The organism is Caproiciproducens galactitolivorans (assembly GCF_026672255.1).
In the GTDB taxonomy this organism is placed as follows: domain Bacteria; phylum Bacillota; class Clostridia; order Oscillospirales; family Acutalibacteraceae; genus Caproiciproducens; species Caproiciproducens galactitolivorans_A.
In genome coordinates, this window is sequence record NZ_JAPOHA010000016.1 from 20,765 (window position 1) to 40,711 (window position 19,947).

15 protein-coding genes and 1 tRNA gene are annotated in these 19,947 nt (G+C 52.8%); 10 read left to right on the forward strand and 6 right to left on the reverse strand.

Translation table 11 applies throughout. From position 1 onward, the window contains the following. Window positions 1-121 precede the first annotated feature (121 nt). From mfd to OUY18_RS12870, 4 genes are all read right to left on the reverse strand, one after another. Window positions 122-3,583, reverse strand: a complete 3,462-nt coding sequence (mfd, locus tag OUY18_RS12855) for a transcription-repair coupling factor (RefSeq protein ID WP_268059173.1) — start codon at window positions 3,581-3,583, stop codon at window positions 122-124. A gap of 152 nt (window positions 3,584-3,735) precedes the next feature. Then, a complete protein-coding gene (gene pth / locus OUY18_RS12860; RefSeq protein WP_268059174.1) occupies window positions 3,736-4,347 on the reverse strand; it encodes an aminoacyl-tRNA hydrolase in 612 nt (203 codons plus the stop codon). A gap of 570 nt (window positions 4,348-4,917) precedes the next feature. After that, window positions 4,918-5,874, reverse strand: a complete 957-nt coding sequence (locus OUY18_RS12865; protein ID WP_268059175.1) for a ribose-phosphate diphosphokinase — start codon at window positions 5,872-5,874, stop codon at window positions 4,918-4,920. Between the two features lie 22 nt (window positions 5,875-5,896). Next, complete coding sequence (locus OUY18_RS12870) at window positions 5,897-6,934, reverse strand: sugar phosphate nucleotidyltransferase (RefSeq protein WP_268059176.1); 1,038 nt, start codon at window positions 6,932-6,934, stop codon at window positions 5,897-5,899. 300 nt (window positions 6,935-7,234) lie between these two features. Between OUY18_RS12870 and ppdK the strand changes: the two genes are divergently transcribed. From ppdK to OUY18_RS12910, 8 genes are all read left to right on the forward strand, one after another. Beyond that, entirely contained in the window at window positions 7,235-9,871 is a 2,637-nt protein-coding gene (ppdK, locus tag OUY18_RS12875) for a pyruvate, phosphate dikinase (RefSeq protein ID WP_268059177.1), read from the forward strand. A 333-nt stretch (window positions 9,872-10,204) separates the two neighbouring features. Further along, complete coding sequence (locus tag OUY18_RS12880; protein WP_268059178.1) at window positions 10,205-11,824, forward strand: L-lactate permease; 1,620 nt, start codon at window positions 10,205-10,207, stop codon at window positions 11,822-11,824. A gap of 296 nt (window positions 11,825-12,120) precedes the next feature. Further along, entirely contained in the window at window positions 12,121-12,579 is a 459-nt protein-coding gene (locus tag OUY18_RS12885) for a hypothetical protein (protein WP_268059179.1), read from the forward strand. A gap of 115 nt (window positions 12,580-12,694) precedes the next feature. Next, window positions 12,695-12,771 (forward strand) — tRNA-Arg (locus OUY18_RS12890). Between the two features lie 134 nt (window positions 12,772-12,905). Further along, entirely contained in the window at window positions 12,906-13,931 is a 1,026-nt protein-coding gene (locus OUY18_RS12895) for a CPBP family intramembrane glutamic endopeptidase (protein ID WP_268059180.1), read from the forward strand. Continuing rightward, entirely contained in the window at window positions 13,928-14,386 is a 459-nt protein-coding gene (gene tadA / locus OUY18_RS12900) for a tRNA adenosine(34) deaminase TadA (protein ID WP_268059181.1), read from the forward strand. Before OUY18_RS12895 ends, tadA begins: the two co-directional genes overlap by 4 nt. A 445-nt stretch (window positions 14,387-14,831) precedes the next feature. Beyond that, on the forward strand, window positions 14,832-15,035 hold the full coding sequence (locus tag OUY18_RS12905) for a hypothetical protein (RefSeq protein ID WP_268059182.1): 204 nt from the start codon (window positions 14,832-14,834) through the stop codon (window positions 15,033-15,035). A 14-nt stretch (window positions 15,036-15,049) separates the two neighbouring features. Then, window positions 15,050-15,331, forward strand: coding sequence for an RNA polymerase sigma factor (locus OUY18_RS12910; RefSeq protein WP_268059183.1), 282 nt, complete (start codon window positions 15,050-15,052; stop codon window positions 15,329-15,331). Window positions 15,332-15,657: 326 nt separating this feature from the next. On the opposite strand, the gene asnB is transcribed toward OUY18_RS12910, so the two are convergent. Next, window positions 15,658-17,526, reverse strand: a complete 1,869-nt coding sequence (gene asnB, locus OUY18_RS12915; protein WP_268059184.1) for an asparagine synthase (glutamine-hydrolyzing) — start codon at window positions 17,524-17,526, stop codon at window positions 15,658-15,660. Between the two features lie 5 nt (window positions 17,527-17,531). Next, window positions 17,532-18,191 carry a CpXC domain-containing protein gene (locus tag OUY18_RS12920; RefSeq protein WP_268059185.1) on the reverse strand — a complete coding sequence of 220 codons (660 nt, stop codon included), beginning with the start codon at window positions 18,189-18,191 and terminating at the stop codon, window positions 17,532-17,534. A 166-nt stretch (window positions 18,192-18,357) separates the two neighbouring features. Between OUY18_RS12920 and OUY18_RS12925 the strand changes: the two genes are divergently transcribed. Then, window positions 18,358-18,861, forward strand: coding sequence for a hypothetical protein (locus OUY18_RS12925; RefSeq protein WP_268059186.1), 504 nt, complete (start codon window positions 18,358-18,360; stop codon window positions 18,859-18,861). Window positions 18,862-18,863: 2 nt separating this feature from the next. After that, entirely contained in the window at window positions 18,864-19,940 is a 1,077-nt protein-coding gene (gene mnmA / locus OUY18_RS12930) for a tRNA 2-thiouridine(34) synthase MnmA (protein ID WP_268059187.1), read from the forward strand. Window positions 19,941-19,947 lie beyond the last annotated feature (7 nt).

Consider the following 19,947-nt stretch of genomic DNA (forward strand, 5'->3'; position numbering starts at 1 on the left):
AGACGCCCCCAGTACGGAGGCTTTCTTTATCATAACCAATTTTATCATTATACACGAATTAAAATTGCTTGTCCAGACAAAAACCGTCACATTTTATAAACTGTATGGAAATGCCGCGCCGCTACGCGTCTTTTTGGATGGCTCCGAGAATTTCGGTGAGCGTGTCGAGCGGCGTGGCGCCGGGTTCGATTTTTACGCTGATGTACGGCTTGGCCCCCGCGTTGAGCATAACCCGGGAACGCAGGGCGGAAACCAGCGCGCCGACCTGCTTCATGTCGATTTGCTTTTTATAAAGCAGGAGAACGTCGTTCTGCTGCTTTATTTCATAGATGCCAAGCTGGGACGCGAGATTGCGAAGGAGCGCGATTTCGATCAGGCCGTTTACGCTCTCCGGCGGGTCGCCAAAGCGGTCGATCAGCTCGTCGGTTACGTCGAGCGCGTCGTCGCGTGTGCGGATATCGGCGATGCGGCGGTAAATCTCCAAGCGCTGGCTGAGGTTCGAAATATAGCTTTCGGGAATATGCGCCTGTACCTGCATGTCTACAAGGCATTCCTGGTCATATTCCTGCGGGGTTTCACCCTTCTCGCGGCTGATCGCTTCGGCGAGCAGGTGCAGGTACATGTCGTAGCCGACCGCCTCCATATGCCCGTGCTGTTCGCCGCCCAGAATGTTGCCCGCGCCGCGGATTTCCAGGTCGCGCATGGCGATTTTGAAGCCGGAGCCGAATTCGGTGAATTCGCGGATGGCGGAAAGGCGCTTCTGCGCGATTTCGGTGAGCACCTTGTTGGGCGTAAAGGTCAGGTAGGCGTAGGCGCGGCGGCTGGAACGCCCCACGCGCCCGCGAATCTGATGAAGCTGGGAAAGCCCCATGCGGTCTGCGTTTTCAATAATCAATGTATTGGCGTTCGGAACGTCTACGCCGGTTTCAATAATGGTGGTGCAGACAAGAACGTCGATTTCGTGTTCGATCAGGCGGCGCCAGACTTCGGAAAGCTCCTGCTCGTTCATCTTGCCGTGGCCGAAGCCGATGCGCGCTTCGGGAATCTGCGCCTGTAAGCGGGCGGCGGTGCGCTCGATGGTCGCCACGTCGTTATGCAGATAGTAAACCTGTCCGCCCCGGCGGAGTTCGCGCCGGATGGCTTCGGCGATCAGGCCGTTGTCGTGTTCCAGAACATAGGTCTGCACCGGATGACGGTCGTGCGGCGCTTCTTCGATCAGGCTCATGTCGCGGATGCCGGACAGCGCCATGTTCAGCGTGCGCGGAATCGGCGTGGCCGAAAGGGTAAGGACGTCCACATTATTGCACAGGGCTTTCAGCTTTTCCTTCTGGGCAACGCCGAAACGCTGTTCCTCGTCGATGATGATAAGGCCGAGGTCGCGGAATTTCACGTCCTTGGAAACGAGCCGGTGCGTGCCGACAACCATGTCGATTTCCCCGCGCCTTAACCGGCGGAGAATTTCCTCCTGCTGTTTCGGGGTGCGGAAGCGCGAGAGAAGTTCGATTTTAACGGGGAAGCCTTCCATGCGCTTGGTGATCGTCTGATAGTGCTGCCACGCGAGAATGGTGGTGGGAACGAGCATGGCGCACTGTTTGGAGTCGGTTATGCACTTGAACGCCGCGCGCAGGGCGACTTCCGTTTTGCCGAAGCCCACGTCGCCGCAGAGCAGGCGGTCCATGGGCGCTTCCCGCTCCATGTCGCCTTTGATTTCCTCAATACAGCGAAGCTGCGCTTCGGTTTCGTCAAATTCAAAATGCGCCTCGAAATCGCGCTGCCATTCGTTGTCTTCGGGGAATGCATGTCCTTTTGCCTGCATCCGCTCGGCGTAAAGCTTCATCAGCTCTTTTGCCATGTCCTTAACCGCGTTGCGAACCCGGGTTTTGGCTTTCTGCCACTCCGCGCCGCCGAGGCGGTGCAGCTTTACGGTGGCGTCCTCGCGCGGGCCGATGTATTTGGAAACCATGTCCAGCTGGGTAACCGGAACATAGAGCGTATCGTTTTTGGCGTAGCGTACTTTAATATAATCCTTGACAACGCCTTGCATGTCGATTTTGTGGATTCCCTCGAACACGCCGATGCCGTGCGCCGCGTGAACCACATAGTCGCCGGGCGTCAGCTCGGCAAGGCTGTAAATTTCCTGGCTGTTCTTACTGCGCCTTGCTTTCTTCTGCGGGGTGGTAATCAGCCTTCCGTGCGTGATCAGCCCGAAAAACGCGCCCGGATATTCCAACCCGGCGGAAAGCGCGCCGGAAGTGACCACAACGGTTCCGCGCTCGACCTTTTCGGGATGCTCCGCATAGGCCGCGGGGATGCCCTGCGCCTGTAAGTCCGCGGCGGCGGTCTGTGCCGCGCGCTCATTTCCGGCAAGGACAACGCACGCCCATTTGGTTACAAGCATGTTCTGCACGTCCTCGCCCAAAAGCTGGGTGCTGCCGCCCCAGACGGAAAGCTGACGCGCGGTCATGTTCAAAAGGGTGCGCACCGGCGTATCGTAGCTGCCGCGCACGAAAGCGTCCAGATAAACGGCGCCGCTTTGCTCGAAGCGCTCCAGCGCGTAAGCCCAGTCGCCGCTGAAGGTGTCCAGCCCGCGGCAGAGCGTACCGTCCGCCAGAAGGTCCTTTACGTCCTCGCCCCACTGCCAGAGCGCGCTGCGCATGCGTTCCTTCGCTTTCGCGGGTTCGCTGACGAACAGCAGGGTATCGGGAACCATGTAATCGAACAGGGTAGCGGTTGAAGAATATAACAAGGAAATATATTTATCGGCGCAGCCGATATGCAGGCCGTTTTCCAGCTTCTGCGCCTGCCCCGCCAATACGGCTTTTGCCGCCGGGGCGGCTTTGCCGCGCAGGGAGGAAGCGAGCTTCTTTATTTTCTGCGCCAGCAGTCCGGGGTCGTCGATCAGCGCCTCCACAGCGGGCGCGATCGTGATTTGCGGGACGGTTTCGGTGCGGCGCTGTGTTTCCAGATCAAACAGGGAAATGGTGTCGATTTCGTCGCCCCAGAATTCCACCCGGGCCGGGTTCGGCGCGTCGGGCGTGAAAATATCCAGAATACCGCCGCGCTGGGAATACTGGCCGGTGCCGTCCACCTGGTCGGCGCGTTCGTAGCCGCAGCGGTTCAGGGCATTGAGCACCTGCTCCATGGAAACGGCCTGCCCGGCTTTCAGGGAGACCGTCCGCTTTTTCAGCTCGTCCGGCGGAATGGTGTATTGCAGCGCCGCGTCCAGACAGCAGACAACCGCGTCGCAGTCGCCGCTCAAGGTCTGCTCCAGAAGCTGCAGGCGCTGATGCTCGTACTCGTGGCTGCTTCCCGCCGTATCGCGGAAGGAAAAATCGCGGACGGGATAGAACAGCGGCTTCATGCCCATGGCGCCGAGGTCGTCGCAAAGGCGCTGCGCCTCGTTTTCGTCACCGGCAACAACAAAAGCCCTGCGCCGTAATTTTGCGCAGAGCGAGTAGATAATATTGGCTTTGTGAATACCGGAAATACCGGTTACCGCCGCGGGCAGCGCGCCGGATTTTACGGCGGCTTCAAGCGTCTGAAACTCTTTGAGCCCGCTGATTGCATTCGTGAGAAATTTCATGGAATCCCCTTTGTACGGCTGTAATTTTGATTGGCGCGATTCCGTTTATACAGGATTATTTTATATTATATGCTTTCGCCGGTACTCCATAACACCAAATCCTTATGGGCGTCCTGTTTTATGAATCCGATAAGGTTCGATGCGATAGAGTACTAGGAATTATATCGATTCATTGCTTCGGCGGCGTTGTCCTGAACCATCAGCTCCACCGAGGAATTTACATGGTCGATCGCCTCGTACAGCGCCTTACGGTCGGCGTCCGTGAATTTGGAAAGCACCCAGTCGGCGAGATCCCACCCGGGATTTGGTTTCGCGCCGGTGCCGATTTTTATGCGCGGGAAACGGTCGCTTCCGCTCAGGTAGATGATGTTTTTCATCCCGTTCTGGCCGCCGTCGCTTCCTTTCATGCGGATGCGCATACGGCCCGGTTCCAGCGAGATATCGTCGAACAGGATGATCGTTTTTTCCGGCGGCAGCTTGTAGAAGCGCATGGCCTCCGTTACGCTCTGTCCGCTCAGGTTCATATAGGTTGAGGGCTTTAAAAGCAGAACCTTTTTGCCGCCGATCTGCGCGGTTCCGCACAGCCCCTTGAATTTTAAGCGGTCGACGCGCGCGCCGGCCTTTTCCGCAATATAGTCCAGCGCCATGAAACCCGCGTTATGGCGCGTATTTTCGTATTTGGCACCCGGGTTGCCGAGGCCGACGATAAGGTATTCGACCTGACCCGCCGGTTCGGCTTTCGCCGCAAACGGATTATGAAACAATGATATCACCTCATTTTGCCCTTAAGCCGGGGGCGAAGTACTTTTTTCGGATACCGGAAGTTTTGGTTAATTTTTTTAAAAGGTTGCAGGGTTTGGGGCGGCGCGCCATTGCTCCCCTGTCTTTTAAAAGTGTAGGAGGGGAGCAAAAACAGTCCGGTGGACTGTTTTTGACAGGTCGAACCTATCCCTTTATTCCTTCGTATTGGAATTACAGAAATGATTTAGTTTGCCCTCAGGCCGGGCGGGCCCCTACTTTCGGAATCGTCCGAAAGTAGGCCAAGGACGAGCAGGGGGCTTTTGAATCCCGGCGGGAGGGTTCCATAAAAGCCCCCTGCACCCCGAGGTATCCCCAAAAGGCCTTTGAGGTACACGCATTCTATGTGGTTTTCATTGACGTTCCTCCGAGGTAGCTTAGAGGGAAAATCTACCTTATTATAAAACGTGCGTGCAGACTTAGCCTGCCCTGCCGGTCGGGGAGCGCCTACGGCGTGCTCAACTGTGGGCAGGGTAAAGAAACGGGGCGGAATAGGGCTCCCTACTCCGCCTGATTTATTTCTTAGATTTCTTTTATCAGACAAACATGGGGGAAACCGGTTTGTCTTCGTAGATGCGCTCGATCGCTTCGGCGAACAGCGGGGCGACGGGCAGGATGGTAAAGTTATCAAGCTGCTTTTCGGGCGGCAGGGGAATGGTGTCGAGCAGGACAAGCTCCTTGATCGGGCTGTTCTTGATGCGCTCGATTGCCGGGCCGGAAAGGACGGCGTGGGTGGCGCAGGCGTTGACTTCCTTTGCGCCTTTTTCCATGATTGCGCTGGCGGCGTTGCAGAGCGTGCCCGCGGTATCGATCATGTCGTCGACAAGAACAACTTTTTTATCCTTCACGTCGCCGATCAGGTTCATCACTTCGCAGACGTTGGCTTTCTGGCGGCGCTTGTCCACAATGGCAAGCGGGCAGCCGATGCGCGCCGCGAAATTACGGGCGCGGGTAACGGAGCCGAGGTCGGGGGAAACAATGACGTAATCGTCGGTGTTGTCGCCGATCCGCTCTTTCAGGAAGGAGGAAAGGATGGGCGCGCCGAGAAGGTGGTCCACAGGGATGTTGAAAAAGCCCTGTATCTGGGGAGCGTGCAAATCCATGGTCAGTACACGGTCGGCGCCCGCGGTCGTAATCAGATCGGCGCAGAGCTTTGCGGAAATCGGGTCGCGGGCCTTGGCCTTGCGGTCCTGGCGCGCGTAGCCGAAATACGGCATAACGGCGGTAATCCGAGCGGCAGAGGCACGTTTCATCGCGTCGATCATGATGAGGAGTTCCATCAGGTTATTATTGACCGGGGCGCAGGTAGACTGAACAATAAAGCAGTCGGAGCCGCGGACCGATTCAAAAAGGGAAAGGGAAATTTCGCCGTCGCTGAACATTCCTACTTCGCTTTTACCCATCGGAAGTCCCAAACACTCCGAAATCTGTTTTGCCACGCGCTGATTTGCATTTGCAGCAAAAATTTTGATATCCTTGCCGTGAAAATTCATTTGCATATCCCCCTAATTTTTCTCAGTGGTTTATAACCGTGAAAGGCGCTACCGCCTGATTTGGCTTTATTACGCTGTTTTCGCACTGCACCGAATGCAGGCGTACGCCGTCGCCCACGATACAGTCCGAAACAAAAGAATTCGGCCCCACCGTGCAGCTGCAACCGATAACGGTTTTGCCGCGCAGAATGGTGCCGGGTAAAATGCAGGTATCGCTGCCGATTTTTACATCCGGGCCAATCATGACGCCGTCGCGGCAGGGAATTTCGATTCCGTTTTTCATATGCCGGGAAAGAACCTCCTCGCGCGCGATGGAATTCAGCGCGTTGAGCTGGAGGCAGTCGTTGGCGCCCAGCACGGTGTTTGCATCGCCGGTGGTATGGGCGGCGGCCTTTCTGCCGTTTTTAATCAATAGCTTGACCGCGTCGGTCAGATAGTATTCTCCCTGGGCATTGTCGTTTTGGATTTGATCCAGGATATTCAAAAGGTCGTCCGCCCGGAACCAGTAGGCGCCCGAGTTGATTTCGCAGATGGACAGGGTTTCGCGGTCCGCGTCCTTCTGTTCCACGATTGCGCGGATCAGGTGGGTTTCGGGATCGCGTACAATCCGCCCATAGCCGGTCGGGTCGTCCAGCACGGCGGTGATGACCGTTGCCGCGTTGCCGTTTTCCGCGTGGTCCCTGCGCGCTTCGTCGATCACCTGCGCGTTTACGAACGGCGCGTCGCCGTTTAAAATCAGTACGTTTTCCCCGCGGTGTCCGCGAAGGAAATCCGCCGCCATCATAACGGCGTGGCCGGTGCCCTTGCGCTCGGCCTGCAGGGTATGGCAAATTTTCGCGCCGGTGCCGGCGGTATTTAAATTCGAAAGATATTGTTCCACTTTTTCATGCATGTAGCCGGTTACGACGCAGATGCCGGATACTCCGGCCCCTTCGGCGGAATCGATTACCCATTGCAGCATGGGTTTAAAAAGCACCGGCGAAAGCACTTTGGGGCGGTTGGATTTCATCCGTTTTCCATCGCCGGCGGCAAGAATGACAGCGCAGCATTGTTCTGGCATAATTTCCTCCGTGAATAATATTGCAATGCATCAGAGCATAAAAATGACATTTTACTTTGTCTTAACATTATCTCTATTATCGCATAAGAATCAGAATTTTCAAGGAAAAATTTCAGATTTGCCGAGGATTTGTGAAAGTTACTGGGATTTCGTTAAATTTAATTTAAAATATCAGTTGGTTTTATAAGAAAACATATGGTAATTTTTAAATGTTTTTGTTATAATACAGTTTGAGCGATTGTTAAAGAATTATTATATGGAATAGCTCGATAATACAACTGATTATAGGAGGTACTTTTAATGAGCCACAAGTATGTCTACCTTTTCTCCGAAGGCAACGGCAAAATGAGAGAGCTGCTGGGCGGAAAAGGTGCAAACTTAGCTGAGATGACCGTTCTCGGCATGCCTGTTCCTCAGGGATTTACGATTACCACGGAGGCCTGCACCCAGTATTATGAAGATGGCCGCGAAATCAATGCGGATATCCAGGCTGAAATTTATGAATACCTTGCAAAAATGGAAACCATCTGCGGCAAGAAATTTGCCGATCCCCAGAACCCGCTTCTCGTTTCCGTGCGTTCCGGCGCCCGCGCTTCCATGCCGGGTATGATGGACACGATCTTAAACCTCGGTTTGAATGATACCGTTGTCGAGGGCCTTGCAAAAATCACCAACAGCCCGCGCTTCGCATACGACTCCTACCGCCGTTTCGTGCAGATGTTCTCCGACGTTGTTATGGAGCTTTCCAAAACAGAGTTCGAGAAAATCATCGAGGCGAAGAAGCAGGAAAAAGGCGTTAAGATGGACACCGAGCTTGACGCAGACGACATGAAGGACCTTGTAAAGAAATTCAAGGCTTTCTATAAAGCACAAAAGGGCGAGGATTTCCCGACTGACCCGAAGGTTCAGCTCATGGAAGCCGTAAAAGCCGTTTTCCGTTCCTGGGACAACCCCCGTGCGAACGTATACCGCCGCATGAACGAAATTCCTTACGACTGGGGCACCGCCGTTAACGTACAGGCGATGGTATTCGGCAACTCCGGCGACAAATCCGGCACAGGCGTTGCGTTTACCCGCAACCCGGCCACCGGTGAAAAGGCACTGTTCGGCGAGTATCTCATTAACGCACAGGGCGAAGACGTTGTTGCGGGTATCCGCACGCCTTCCCCGATCAGCCACCTCCAGCAGGATATGCCGGAAGTCTATAACCAGTTTGCAGAAATTGCAAATAACCTTGAAAAACATTATAAAGACATGCAGGACATGGAGTTCACCATTGAAAACGGCAAACTTTATATGCTCCAGACCAGAAACGGCAAGAGAACCGCTGCCGCGGCTCTGAAAGTCGCTGTTGACCTGGTTGACGAAGGCATGATCGACGAGGAAGAGGCTGTTCTGCGCGTTGAGCCGAAGCAGCTCGATTCCCTGCTCCATCCGCAGTTCGACGCAACCGCCATTAAAAAGGCCAAAGCGATCGGCAAAGGTCTTGCAGCTTCCCCGGGCGCTGCCTGCGGTAAAGTTGTCTTCTCCGCGGAAGACGCAAAAGAATGGCACGCAAGAGGCGAGAAAATCGTTCTCGTTCGTCTGGAGACCTCTCCGGAAGACATCGAAGGCATGGCTGTTGCACAGGGTATCCTGACCGTTCGCGGCGGCATGACCTCCCATGCGGCTGTTGTTGCGCGCGGCATGGGCACCTGCTGTGTATCCGGCTGCGGCGAAATCGTTGTCGATTATGATGCAAAGCATTTCACCCTCGCGGGCCAGACCATCAAAGAGGGCGACTATATTTCCATTGACGGTTCTACCGGCAATATTTACGCGGAAGCAATCCCGACCGTTGCGGCTTCCATTTCCGGCGATTTCGACCGCTTCATGAAGTGGGCCGATTCCGTCCGCAAGCTCGAAGTTTACACCAACGCCGACACACCGAAGGACGCCAAGCAGGGCAGAGATTTCGGCGCGCAGGGTATCGGCCTTTGCCGTACCGAGCACATGTTCTTCGAGGGTCAGCGTATCAAGGCGATGCGTGAAATGATCGTTGCGGAGACGACACCGGAGCGCGAGAAGGCTCTTGACAAGATCATGCCTTACCAGCAGGGCGACTTTGAAGGCTTGTATGAAGTGATGGAAGGCCGTCCGGTTATTATCCGCTTCCTCGATCCGCCTCTCCACGAGTTCCTCCCGACGAAGGAGCAGGATATTAAGGAGATCGCGGGCGAACTGAATATCACCGTTGAAAAACTCAAGAATGTTATCGCGAGCCTGCACGAGTTCAACCCGATGATGGGCCATCGCGGCTGCCGTCTTGCCGTTTCCTATCCGGAAATTGCAAAGATGCAGACAACGGCTGTTATTAATGCGGCGATTGCTGTGAATAAAAAGCATCCGGAATTCAACACCGAGCCCCGCATCATGATTCCGCTCGTAGGCGAGGAGAAGGAATTGAAGTTCGTTAAGGATGTTGTTACCGAGACAGCGGACAAGATCATCAAGGATTCCGGCGCTGCGCTGAAATATCAGGTCGGTACCATGATCGAAATCCCGCGCGCCGCTCTGACCGCCGACGAAATTGCCAAGGAAGCCGAATTCTTCAGCTTCGGCACCAACGACCTGACCCAGATGACCTTTGGTTTCAGCCGTGACGATGCCGGCAAGTTCCTCAGCTACTACTATGAGAACAAGATTTACGAGTCCGATCCGTTTGCTCACCTCGACCAGAAGGGCGTTGGCAAGCTTGTTAAGATGGCTGTTCAGCTCGGCCGCGAGACAAGACCTGACATCCACCTCGGCATCTGCGGCGAACACGGCGGCGACCCGACTTCCGTCGAGTTCTGCCATAAGGTTGGCCTCAACTATGTTTCCTGCTCACCGTTCCGCGTGCCGATCGCACGTCTGGCTGCTGCACAGGCTGCCGTTAAGGAAAAGAGAGCGAAATAAGTTCGCGTTCTAACGGAATAAATCCTTTGTCCTTTTTAATAGACGAAGAAAAAGAATCCCCAATCGCAGGATTTCCTGTGGTTGGGGATTTTGCTGTATAAAAGCGGAGATTGGCAGGGAGGGGTTCAATCCTCTTCCCTCTTTTCGATTGCCCTCAGGCCGGGAGGGGCAGGCTCATCCGGAGGCGCTGTGTCGGGCAGACAGGAAATATTCCTTTGAATCTATTGCGCAACAACGGCTTTTTTGTTATTATAGTGTATAGTTTCGCTTTAATAAAGTTATGTATTAATAATTAAAAGCGTTAAACTAATATATAGTAAGGTTGGATGATTTATGACAACTCTTTTCTTAACGCTGCTGCCAATCCTCCTTATCCTGATTCTGCTGGTCGTATTCAAGAAGCCCGCCGATGTATCCGGAACCGTGGGGCTTCTTGTAATCGGGGTGGTTGCCTGCCTGTTTTTCCAGACTTCACTGGAGGTCTTTTTCCGGTCGACGATTGCCGGATTTATCAAATCCTTTTCCGTTTCGCTCATTGTTGCGACGTCGCTTTTGCAGATGGCTTTGATTGAAAAGAGCGGCGCGCTGAAACGGATTATTATTTTTATCAAGACGTTGGCAAGCGAGAACCGGTCGGTGCAGATTATGCTCCTCAACCTCGGATTCGGAACCCTGATGGTTGCCGTGGGGGCGACGCCGGTTTCCCTTTTGCCGCCCATTTTACTTTCCATGGGCTATTCGACTTACGTGGCGATTGCCTTGCCGGCGATCGGCTATGATTCGCTGTGTACATATGCGCTGCTCGGCGCGCCCATTGTTGTGTTTATCGATATGGCCAACGCCTTTTTAAAAAACGCGGGGCTTCTTTCTGCGGGCGGCGAAATCACCCTGTCGCAGGTCGGCACGGTCTTCGCTTATTTTCTGCCGCTGACTTCCATTATGATCGGCATTTCCATGCTGTATATTACGAATAAATGGAAGGGCGTGAAAGAGGGACTTGTTCCATGCCTTTTATCGGGAATTGTGATTGGCGTGATTGCCTTTGTCACGAGCCGGTACGACAATCTGGTTGTGCTGACCGGCGTACTGTGCGGAATCGGTGTTATCCTTGCTATGCTTGCTTATTTAAAGGCTACAGGGAAAAAGATCATAGATAAAAGCATTCTTACAAAAGAAGAACTGGAATACGAAAAACAGTATTCTTTATTAAAGGCGTTCATGCCGTGGATTTTGCTGATCGGTTCCATTCTGGTCATTAACGTTCCAAAGAATATTTTTAATCAGTTTTACCGCGTCTGGCTGTTCCCCATAAACGGGCTGACGGCGGACGGTTCGCCGATTGCGACCCGGTTTTTATGGAACGCCTATACTTGGATTTTTCTTAGCACCATTGCCGCGGCCTTTCTTTTAAAACCCACAAAACAGCAGCTTGCCGATACGGTGCGGGTATGGGCCAAGCGCGCGCCGAGGCCGATTTACTCCGCCGCCGTGTTTTTTGCAATCGGGGAAGTCATGAACATGTCGGGTTACAGCATGAAAGCGAACGCCTTTGTTACCGACAGTATGATTAAGGTACTCGCGGACTATTCGGCGCAGTTTTTTCATTCCGCTTACGGCGCGGTTGTAACTTTTATCGGGCTTTTCGGGGGCTTCATTACCGGGAGCGAAGCGTCCACCGTGGCCATGTTTGCGAAATATTCCATGAAAACCTCGGTGAATCTGGGACTTGACCGGACTTCCATGATTCTTATTACGGCGGGCCTTGCGTTCGGCGGGGGACTGGCAAGCGTTATTTCGCCGGCGAAGCTGCAGAATGCCGCCGCGTCCATTGACAAGCTGGGAGAGGAAAACCGGGTAATCCGTACCGCTTTTGTTTTCTCCCTTCTGTTTACCGTTATTACTTCTGCCTTTATCCTGATTTTACTGCGGGTTCTGCCGGGTACGATTTCCTAGGACGCCGGAGGGAATCAAAGGGGAAGCACTTGACAAATTGAAGATCATGGCCTATGCTATTGAATACAATAATCTTAAAATAAGACGGCCCAAAAAAGTGTTGCAAAACACCAATTTGGGCCTCTGTCTTTGTTCATTACGGTTCGTATTCTTCTGTTTTGGCAGGAAGGCCGAACGGCTTGCTTTTCTTTTTCGGCAAGCCCCGCAGTATGTCCTGATGAACCATGATGAGGTCAGGCGCCGGGCGGCGGAACCGGAATCGCTTTGAAACGCAGGAATTGAGGAGGGTGTAGGGTATGAGTAAGAAACAGGTTAAGGGTTTGGTTATTTTACTGCAACTCTTTTTAATCGGTGCATTGTTCCTTCCGGCGGGCACCATCATCGAAAGCTCGAAGAATCAGGACGACGCGACACTGAGCGTATTCCGGATGATCGACCGCTACGCGGGAATGGGCTTTGCCGACGACGCACGGTTTTATATGATTTTTGCCTGCCTTTTTCCGGCGGCGATTATCCTTTTGCTTCTGGTTTTGAAGGAGCGGAAAAATTTCCAGGCCGGCATCCTTTTAAGCGCGTTTTACGCCACGGCTTCCGCGTGCTTTTACAGCGCGGCGAAAACGAAGATGGTCGATTACGCGACTATGACGATTCTTCCGAATATTATCATTCTGATTTCCCTTGTCTCCATGATTATGCTGATCTGGGGCCTTTTTCTGGATCCCCCTGCGGAGAAATCCGCCCAAAGGAAGAATTGACAAAGCCGCCGCAATAATTTATAATAAATAAGTTGCATATATTTGCGGCACGGCAGGATTGGGCGGCTGTTCCCTTGCTGAAAGCCCGGAATCCCTGCCGGGAAATTTCATATTCGTCTCCGTAGCTCAGCTGGATAGAGCGTTCGCCTCCTAAGCGAAAGGCCGCGCGTTCAAATCGCGCCGGGGACGCCAAAACGCGGGTAGTCCGCAGAATTGCGGGGGGACCTGCTGAAGAATTATTGTCCGCGCCCGGAGTTTTCCGAGCGCGTTCTGCTTTTATCGGCAATTGTGTAGAAAGAAACAGGGATAGCATAAAGGAGTATTTTATGAATGGTTCACCTTACGGTCCGTATAATCCGTATAACCCGTATTTCGACCCTGTGCTGTATGAGAGGGCGCAGGGGGAAAAGCACCAGTTAAAACAAACGGCGAACGGCCTTTGCATCACGCTGCTGGCATCCATGCTTTTTGTTTATGTTGTTGCCATCCTCGGCAAGGTGTATTTAAATGGGATTGGCTATACCCCCGACTACACCAACCCGGATTTTAGCGGCTATACGCCGGTTTTGTATTATCTTCTGGAGGGTATTACTTACCTCCTGGGGCTGACGATGCCCGCGCTCCTGTATTTAGCCATTCGCCATATACCGCTTCGGGAAGTGCTTCCGTTTCAGAAAACGGGCTTTCTGAAAACCGGCGCGTTTGTTTTTTTCGGCGTGGCGGTTTGTATGCTGGCAAATTTCCCCGCCAACATTGTCGCCAATATTGAAAAGGCATTCGGATTCAATCCCGATCTATCCTTGCCGCTGACGAATGACCCGGCCGTACTGGCTCTGTATTTTATTACATTGGCGGTTGCGCCCCCGATCGTTGAGGAACTGATCTTCCGGGGCATCATTCTGCAAAGCTTCCGGAGATTCGGGGACGGTTTCGCAGTTGTCGCTTCGGCCATGCTGTTCGGACTGTTTCACGGAAACTTTGTGCAGATGATTTTTGCATTTATCGCCGGACTGGTGATGGCACTGGCCGTTGTGCGCACAAACTCCCTTCTGCCTTCCATCCTGATTCATTTCTGCAACAACTCCATTTCCTTTGCAATAACCGCTACACAGCGGCTCTATGGGGATACCGCGGTGACATACGTAAATAACGCGGTTTTCGGCGTTTCCATCATTCTGGGAATCGGGGCGCTGTTTTACCTTTGGTCAAAAGACCGGCATCTCTTCCAGGGGGACGCGGGAAACCCGATGTTCCGCCTGCCGGCAAAGATCAAGGCGCTGTTCTTCAATTTCGGGGGCGTGTGCATGCTGATTTACGCTTTCGCGTCTTCCCTATGGGTTCTTACAAAATGACGGACAGGGACGAAGCCTTTATGCGTGAGGCTTTAAAATACGCATACATGGCGGCGGAGGACGGCGAGGTTCCGGTTGGCGCGGTGATTGTTAAGGGGAATGAAATCATCGCCGCGGGGCGCAACCGCCGCGAAACAGGGAAAAACGCCTTGTGCCACGCGGAGCTGGAGGCCATTGACAAGGCCTGCACCCTTTTGGGCGGGTGGCGGCTTTGGCAGTGCGAGCTGTTCGTTACGCTGGAACCCTGCCCCATGTGCGCCGGAGCTATTATTAACGCGCGGATTCCGCGCGTCGTGTACGGCGCCAAAGACCGGAAAGCAGGCTCCTGCGGTTCCGTTGTGAACCTGTTTGAACTGCCGTATAATCATAAACCCGAACTGAGGGGCGGCGTTCTGGAAGAGGAATGCGCGCAGGCGCTGCAGGATTTCTTTAAAAAGTTAAGAGAAAAACAGTAAACCTCCGGAAATTTTCCGGAGGTTTTTTATAGAAAAAAGGAGGAAGCAGACGCTTCCTCCTTTTTGTTACCGGAAATGATGGCGGTCGCGGTTAAATTTGCCGAAAGAATGCAATAAAAGCAAAACGCCCACCATAATGCAAAGAGAACCGACTCCTCCCATTTTTCTCCCACTTTCTTTTCGATAAAATGATATCGTTAAAGCCTTTTTATTCTCTGTATTTCATTTTAACCTATCTATTCTACCATTTTTGCAATTCGGAAACAAGATGGAAAGGCAAAAATGTTGGGGAATGCGGGAATCGGTGTACCATTTTTGTCACATCAACAGGGATAAAAAGAATTCTCGCAGCGAAATGCATTGCAATTATGATTCTTCTTGGATAATATGGAATTTAGAGGACACCGGTTGACAGCTTGGTTACCGGGGCATTGAAAGGAGAATTATGAATTATAAAGAGTGGGGAATGACCTATTTGGAAGAAGCGGAAAAGCTGAAGGAGCGGCTGGTTCCTTTGAAAAGGCAGGCCAAAACGGCGGATAACGAAACGGCCTCTCAGTTGTACCGACGGGCCGCGCTGCTGAACGACATGTATCTGGACTGTCTGCATACGGGGCGGTATTTAATACAGAGCGGGGGAAAGAGATGAGGAGGAAAAGCAATTTGAGCCTTGACCTATTCGGGGACAGGCTGAACGTTCCGAACCGGACGGAGGACAGCGGAGCAGAACGGGAAAGGATGCTGCGCATTCTCCGCATGGTGATGGAGGGGGAACTGACCGAAAGGCAGAAGGATTGTGTAAGGCTTCGGTATTTTGAAGCGAAAAGCGTAACCGAGGTTGCCGAAGCACTGGGGATTACGCCCCCGACCGCATCAAAGCATTTGAAGAAAGCCCGCGCCCGCTTGGGAAAGGTGATGGGATATTCTTTTCCGAGGTTAAGCTGAGGGGCGCGCAGGCAGACTAAATCATTTCTGTAGTTCAATATTAAGAATCAAAGGATTGGTTCGACTTGTTCGAAAACAGCAGACAAAGTGCAGCTCCGACCTTTCGGGGAACCCCCGGCGAGGGTTCCCCACGCTAAAACAGTCCACCGGACTGTTTCTGCTCCCTTCCTGCGCTTTTTGAAAGGCAAGGGAACGATGGGGCGCTGCCCCAAACCCTGCAAACTTTTGAAAAAGTTTGAGCAAAACTTTCAAGTTGTTCGGGCTTAGCCTATCTAAAAATAGAACGCCGCGGAATTTCCGCGGCGTTCGTATATTTTTTATTCTTATCAGTGCACAATCGGCATATCGCCTGGTTCGTGGGAAGCACCGTTAAAGTAAATGTCGTACCATACAAGAAAAACGAAAATCGTCCAGATTTTACGGTTGTTGTCCCGCTTTCCGGTATAATGCTCGTCCAGAAATTTCATAAGCTCATCCGTGTTGAAGAACTGCTTCGCAGTTTTTCCGGTAAATGCGTCCTTGACGATCTTGTAATATTTCTCTTCCCTCAGCCAGACTCTGGTCGGCACCGGGAAGCCGAGCTTCTTCTTCTGCGCCGTGGTGTCCGGAAGATGCCGCATCGCCGCCTGGCGCATCGCGTATTTTGTATTTTCCTTATTCACCCGCAGTTTTCTCGGCAGGCGCGAGGCCACCTTGAACACTTCTTTGTCGAGGAACGGCACGCGCAGTTCCAGAGAGTTCGCCATGCTCATGCGGTCGGCCTTTAACAGAATGTCGCCGACAAGCCACACGTTAATATCGAGATACTGCATCTTCGTAACGTCGTCCTTGCCACGCACGCGGTCGTAGTACTTTTTGGTCAGCTCCTGCGGGCGGGTAACGGGCATATCTTTTTTCAGCAGGCGGCGTTTCTCGTCCAGCGTAAACATGCTGCAATTGCCGATAAAGCTTTCTTCAATCGGCAGCGCGCCGCGAATGAGGAAGTTCTTGCCCTTAAAGGTAAACGGAAGCGCTTTCGCAACCGACGCGAACGTGCGGCGCAGGCCGAGCGGCAATTTCTTGTAGGCTTCAAAATCGTCCGGCTCATGATAAATATTGTATCCGCCGAACAGTTCGTCCGCGCCTTCGCCGGAAAGCACCACCTTCACGTATTCGCTTGCCATTTTCGAAACAAAGTACAGCGCAATGCAGGACGCGTCGGCAAGCGGCTGGTCCATCTGATACTGCACCTTGCGGATATTCCCCCAGTATTCCTCCGGCGAAATCACCTTGTAGTGATGGTCGACGCCGACCTTTTCGGAAAGGTTTTTCGCCCAGTCGATTTCGTTGTACTTTTCGCCGTAGTCAAAACCGACCGTAAAGGTTTTCTGCCCGGCGAAATACGTGGAAACATAACTGGAATCCACGCCGCTCGACAGGAAGCATCCGACTTCCACGTCGCTGATTTTGTGGGCGTTTACGGAATCCTCAAATACTTTTTCGATTTCGTCAACCGCCTGTTCCTTCGTCATGCTTTCATCCGCGTTGAACTTCGGTTCCCAGTATCGGTGCGTTTCCACCTGGCCGTCCTTGTACCAGAGGTAATGGGCGGGCATCAGGCAGTAAACCCCTTCAAAAAACGTTTCGGGCGGCACGGAATATTCAAAGGAAATATAGTTGTCGAGCGCCCGTTTGTTAAACTTCTTTTCAAAGCCCGGGAAATCAAGAATGCTTTTAATCTCGGAACCATACACGAAATGATCGCCGACCTTCGTATAATGCATCGGCTTGATCCCGAAATAATCGCGCGCAAGAAACAGGCTTTTCCCAACGGTATCGTAAATTGCAAACGCGAACATGCCGCGCAGCTTGGGTAAAAGATCCTCGTGCCACTCCTCAAAGCCGTGAATCAGCACTTCGGAGTCGGTCTTTGTATAAAACCGGTGTCCCTTCGCAATCAATTCGTTGCGAAGGTCACGGTAATTGTATATCTCTCCGTTAAACATGAGCACCAGCGTTTTATTTTCATTGTAAATCGGCTGGTCACCCGAGGAAGCCACGTCGATAATACTTAAACGCCGAAAGCCCATGGAAATATCATGATTTGAAAATATTCCGCTGGAATCCGGCCCCCTATGGGTTATTTTATCCGTCATGGTTTTAATAACGTCGTCGCGGTTAATGATGCTACCGGTAAATCCACACAGTCCGCACATCTAAATTATTCCTCCTCGCCACGGTATACCCGTAAAATCTTCTCAGCGGCAGCGGAATCAACTGCCATAAATTCGTCCTGCTCTGCAACGCCCACGCTTTGCGTAATTTCCAGTGATTTTTTGTAAACATCCATACGCGTCCTCTGCTGTACCGGCTCTTGATTTCCCTTCAGAAAAAAGGAAAAACCGATTCGGTTTTCCGCCTCATCCGCATAGCAGAAATAACCGTCGGTCACAACCTTGCCGTGTTTTTTTGCAGCCACATCGGTAACAGCAAGCTTTACCAGTTCAACTGCAAAATCATTCAGCCCGGCCTCAAAAATCAATATTTTTTCTTTCAGCTGAGCCGGGGATACAACCACCCGTTTCGTTACGCCGCAAAGCTGCGGAAAAGCTTCGCCGACCTTTACCGAGTCAAGCGACCGGCAGCCGCCGTTCGGTACGACATATACCATAAAGTTTTTACTTTTATCGTGATAAAGGCAAGGATAAACGAGCTGCGCTTCGTAGCCGCACTCGGGACACTTCCAGTCGAACAGCGTTTCGTCCAGCACACGCAGCCGCAGTTCCGGATCTTCACCTGCTTCCAGCTCCGGATGTACCTGTGTTTTTACCACCGCGCCGCAGTGTGGACAGCTCACGTCCCTGTTGTCTTGGGTTGCCATTTTTAACATCCTCTCCTTAGGCTTTGCGTATTTGCACATTATATCACAATCTGATAAAAAAAGGAACAGAATTAAATAAGACTGTTATTTTACGGCATTTTGCGATATAATAACAGCAAAGAGAAATCCCCTAAATTAAGCCGCATTTTCGGCAGGAGGTAAGCTTATGAGTATTTTTAACAACGTATCGGAAAAAGTTACAAAAGCAGTCGACTATGTCGTTGAAAAAAACCGTAAAGCCGCATTGATAAACCGTATCCGGATTGTCATTAAGAATGAAAGGGAAAACGAAGCGCGCGCCTACATCGCGCTTGGGAAGTACTACTTTCATAATATGCGCGATGACCAGAACGAGGAAACAGAACATCTGTGCCGTTCCGTGGAAGACGCCGAACGCCGCATGAAGAAGGCGTTTGAAAAGCTGGACGAGATCACTGCCCCCGAAGAAATCACGGAAGACGAGTGCGCGGACTGCGGCGACGATTGCTGCTGCTGCCCCTGCGGCGTCGACGACGACGAGGAAGACGATCTTCCGGAGCAGGAGGAAATCACCAACTATCCGATGCATTTTCCCATCGTTGACAAGGCGAACGAGCGGGGCTATGCAAGCGACGAGGCGGCGGAGGAAGCGGCGGAAGATATGCCGGAAAATCCTTCGTACCCGGATTGAGCATGAAAAAACGGGTAATGCTCGGCATGAGCGGCGGCGTGGACAGTTCCGTCGCCGCTCTCCTTCTTTTAAAGGCCGGCTACGACGTAACCGGCGTCACTTTGCGCCTGCGTCCGGACGAATACATGCAGCAGAGCGCCGCGGGCGGCTGCTGTTCGCTCGACGATATCGACGACGCGCGCAGGGTCGCCTATAAGCTGGGGATTGACCATCTGGTTCTGAATTTCACGGAATTCTTCGAAAAAGACGTGATCGATTATTTCGCCGCGCAGTATGAAGCCGGACTGACGCCCAATCCCTGCATCGCCTGTAACCGCCACATCAAATTCGACGCCATGCTCCGCCGCGCGCGCGAGCTGGATTTCGACTCTGTCGCCACCGGGCATTATGCCGTCATCGAGCAGAATGCCGCGGGACGCTGGCTTTTGCGCAAGGCTCCCGCAAGCAAGGATCAGAGCTACGTTCTGTATTCCTTTACACAGGATCAGTTAAGCCATACGCTGATGCCGCTTGGCGAGTACACGAAGCCGCAGGCGCGCGCGCTTGCGGAGGAAGCCGGTCTGCCCGTCGCGCACAAGCCGGACAGCCAGGAAATCTGTTTTGTGGAAAACAAGGATTATGCCGGATTTATTGAACGCTACACCGGCAAAATGGCGCCGCAGGGCAATTTTGTCGACGCGCACGGAAAGATTCTCGGCCGCCACCGCGGGATAACGCATTATACGATCGGCCAGCGCAAGGGGCTGGGCGTTTCCTTTGGGAAACCGATGTACGTTACCAAAATCGATACGGTACATAACGAAGTGACGCTTGGCGAAGAAGGAAGCCAGTACCGGACTTCGCTGGTCGCCGCTGATTTGAATTTTATACCGTTCGACACGCTGGAAACCGAAATGGATATTACCGCGAAGGTACGGTATCAGGCCGCGCCGGCGAAAGCCCACCTTATTCCCCTTGGGGAAGGCAAGGTCCGCGTGGATTTCGAGGAAGCGCAGCGCGCCGTCACGCCCGGACAGGCGGTCGTGTTTTACGACGGCGATCTGGTCGTTGGCGGCGGCACCATTCAGGCGGACACGTAGCGGGCGC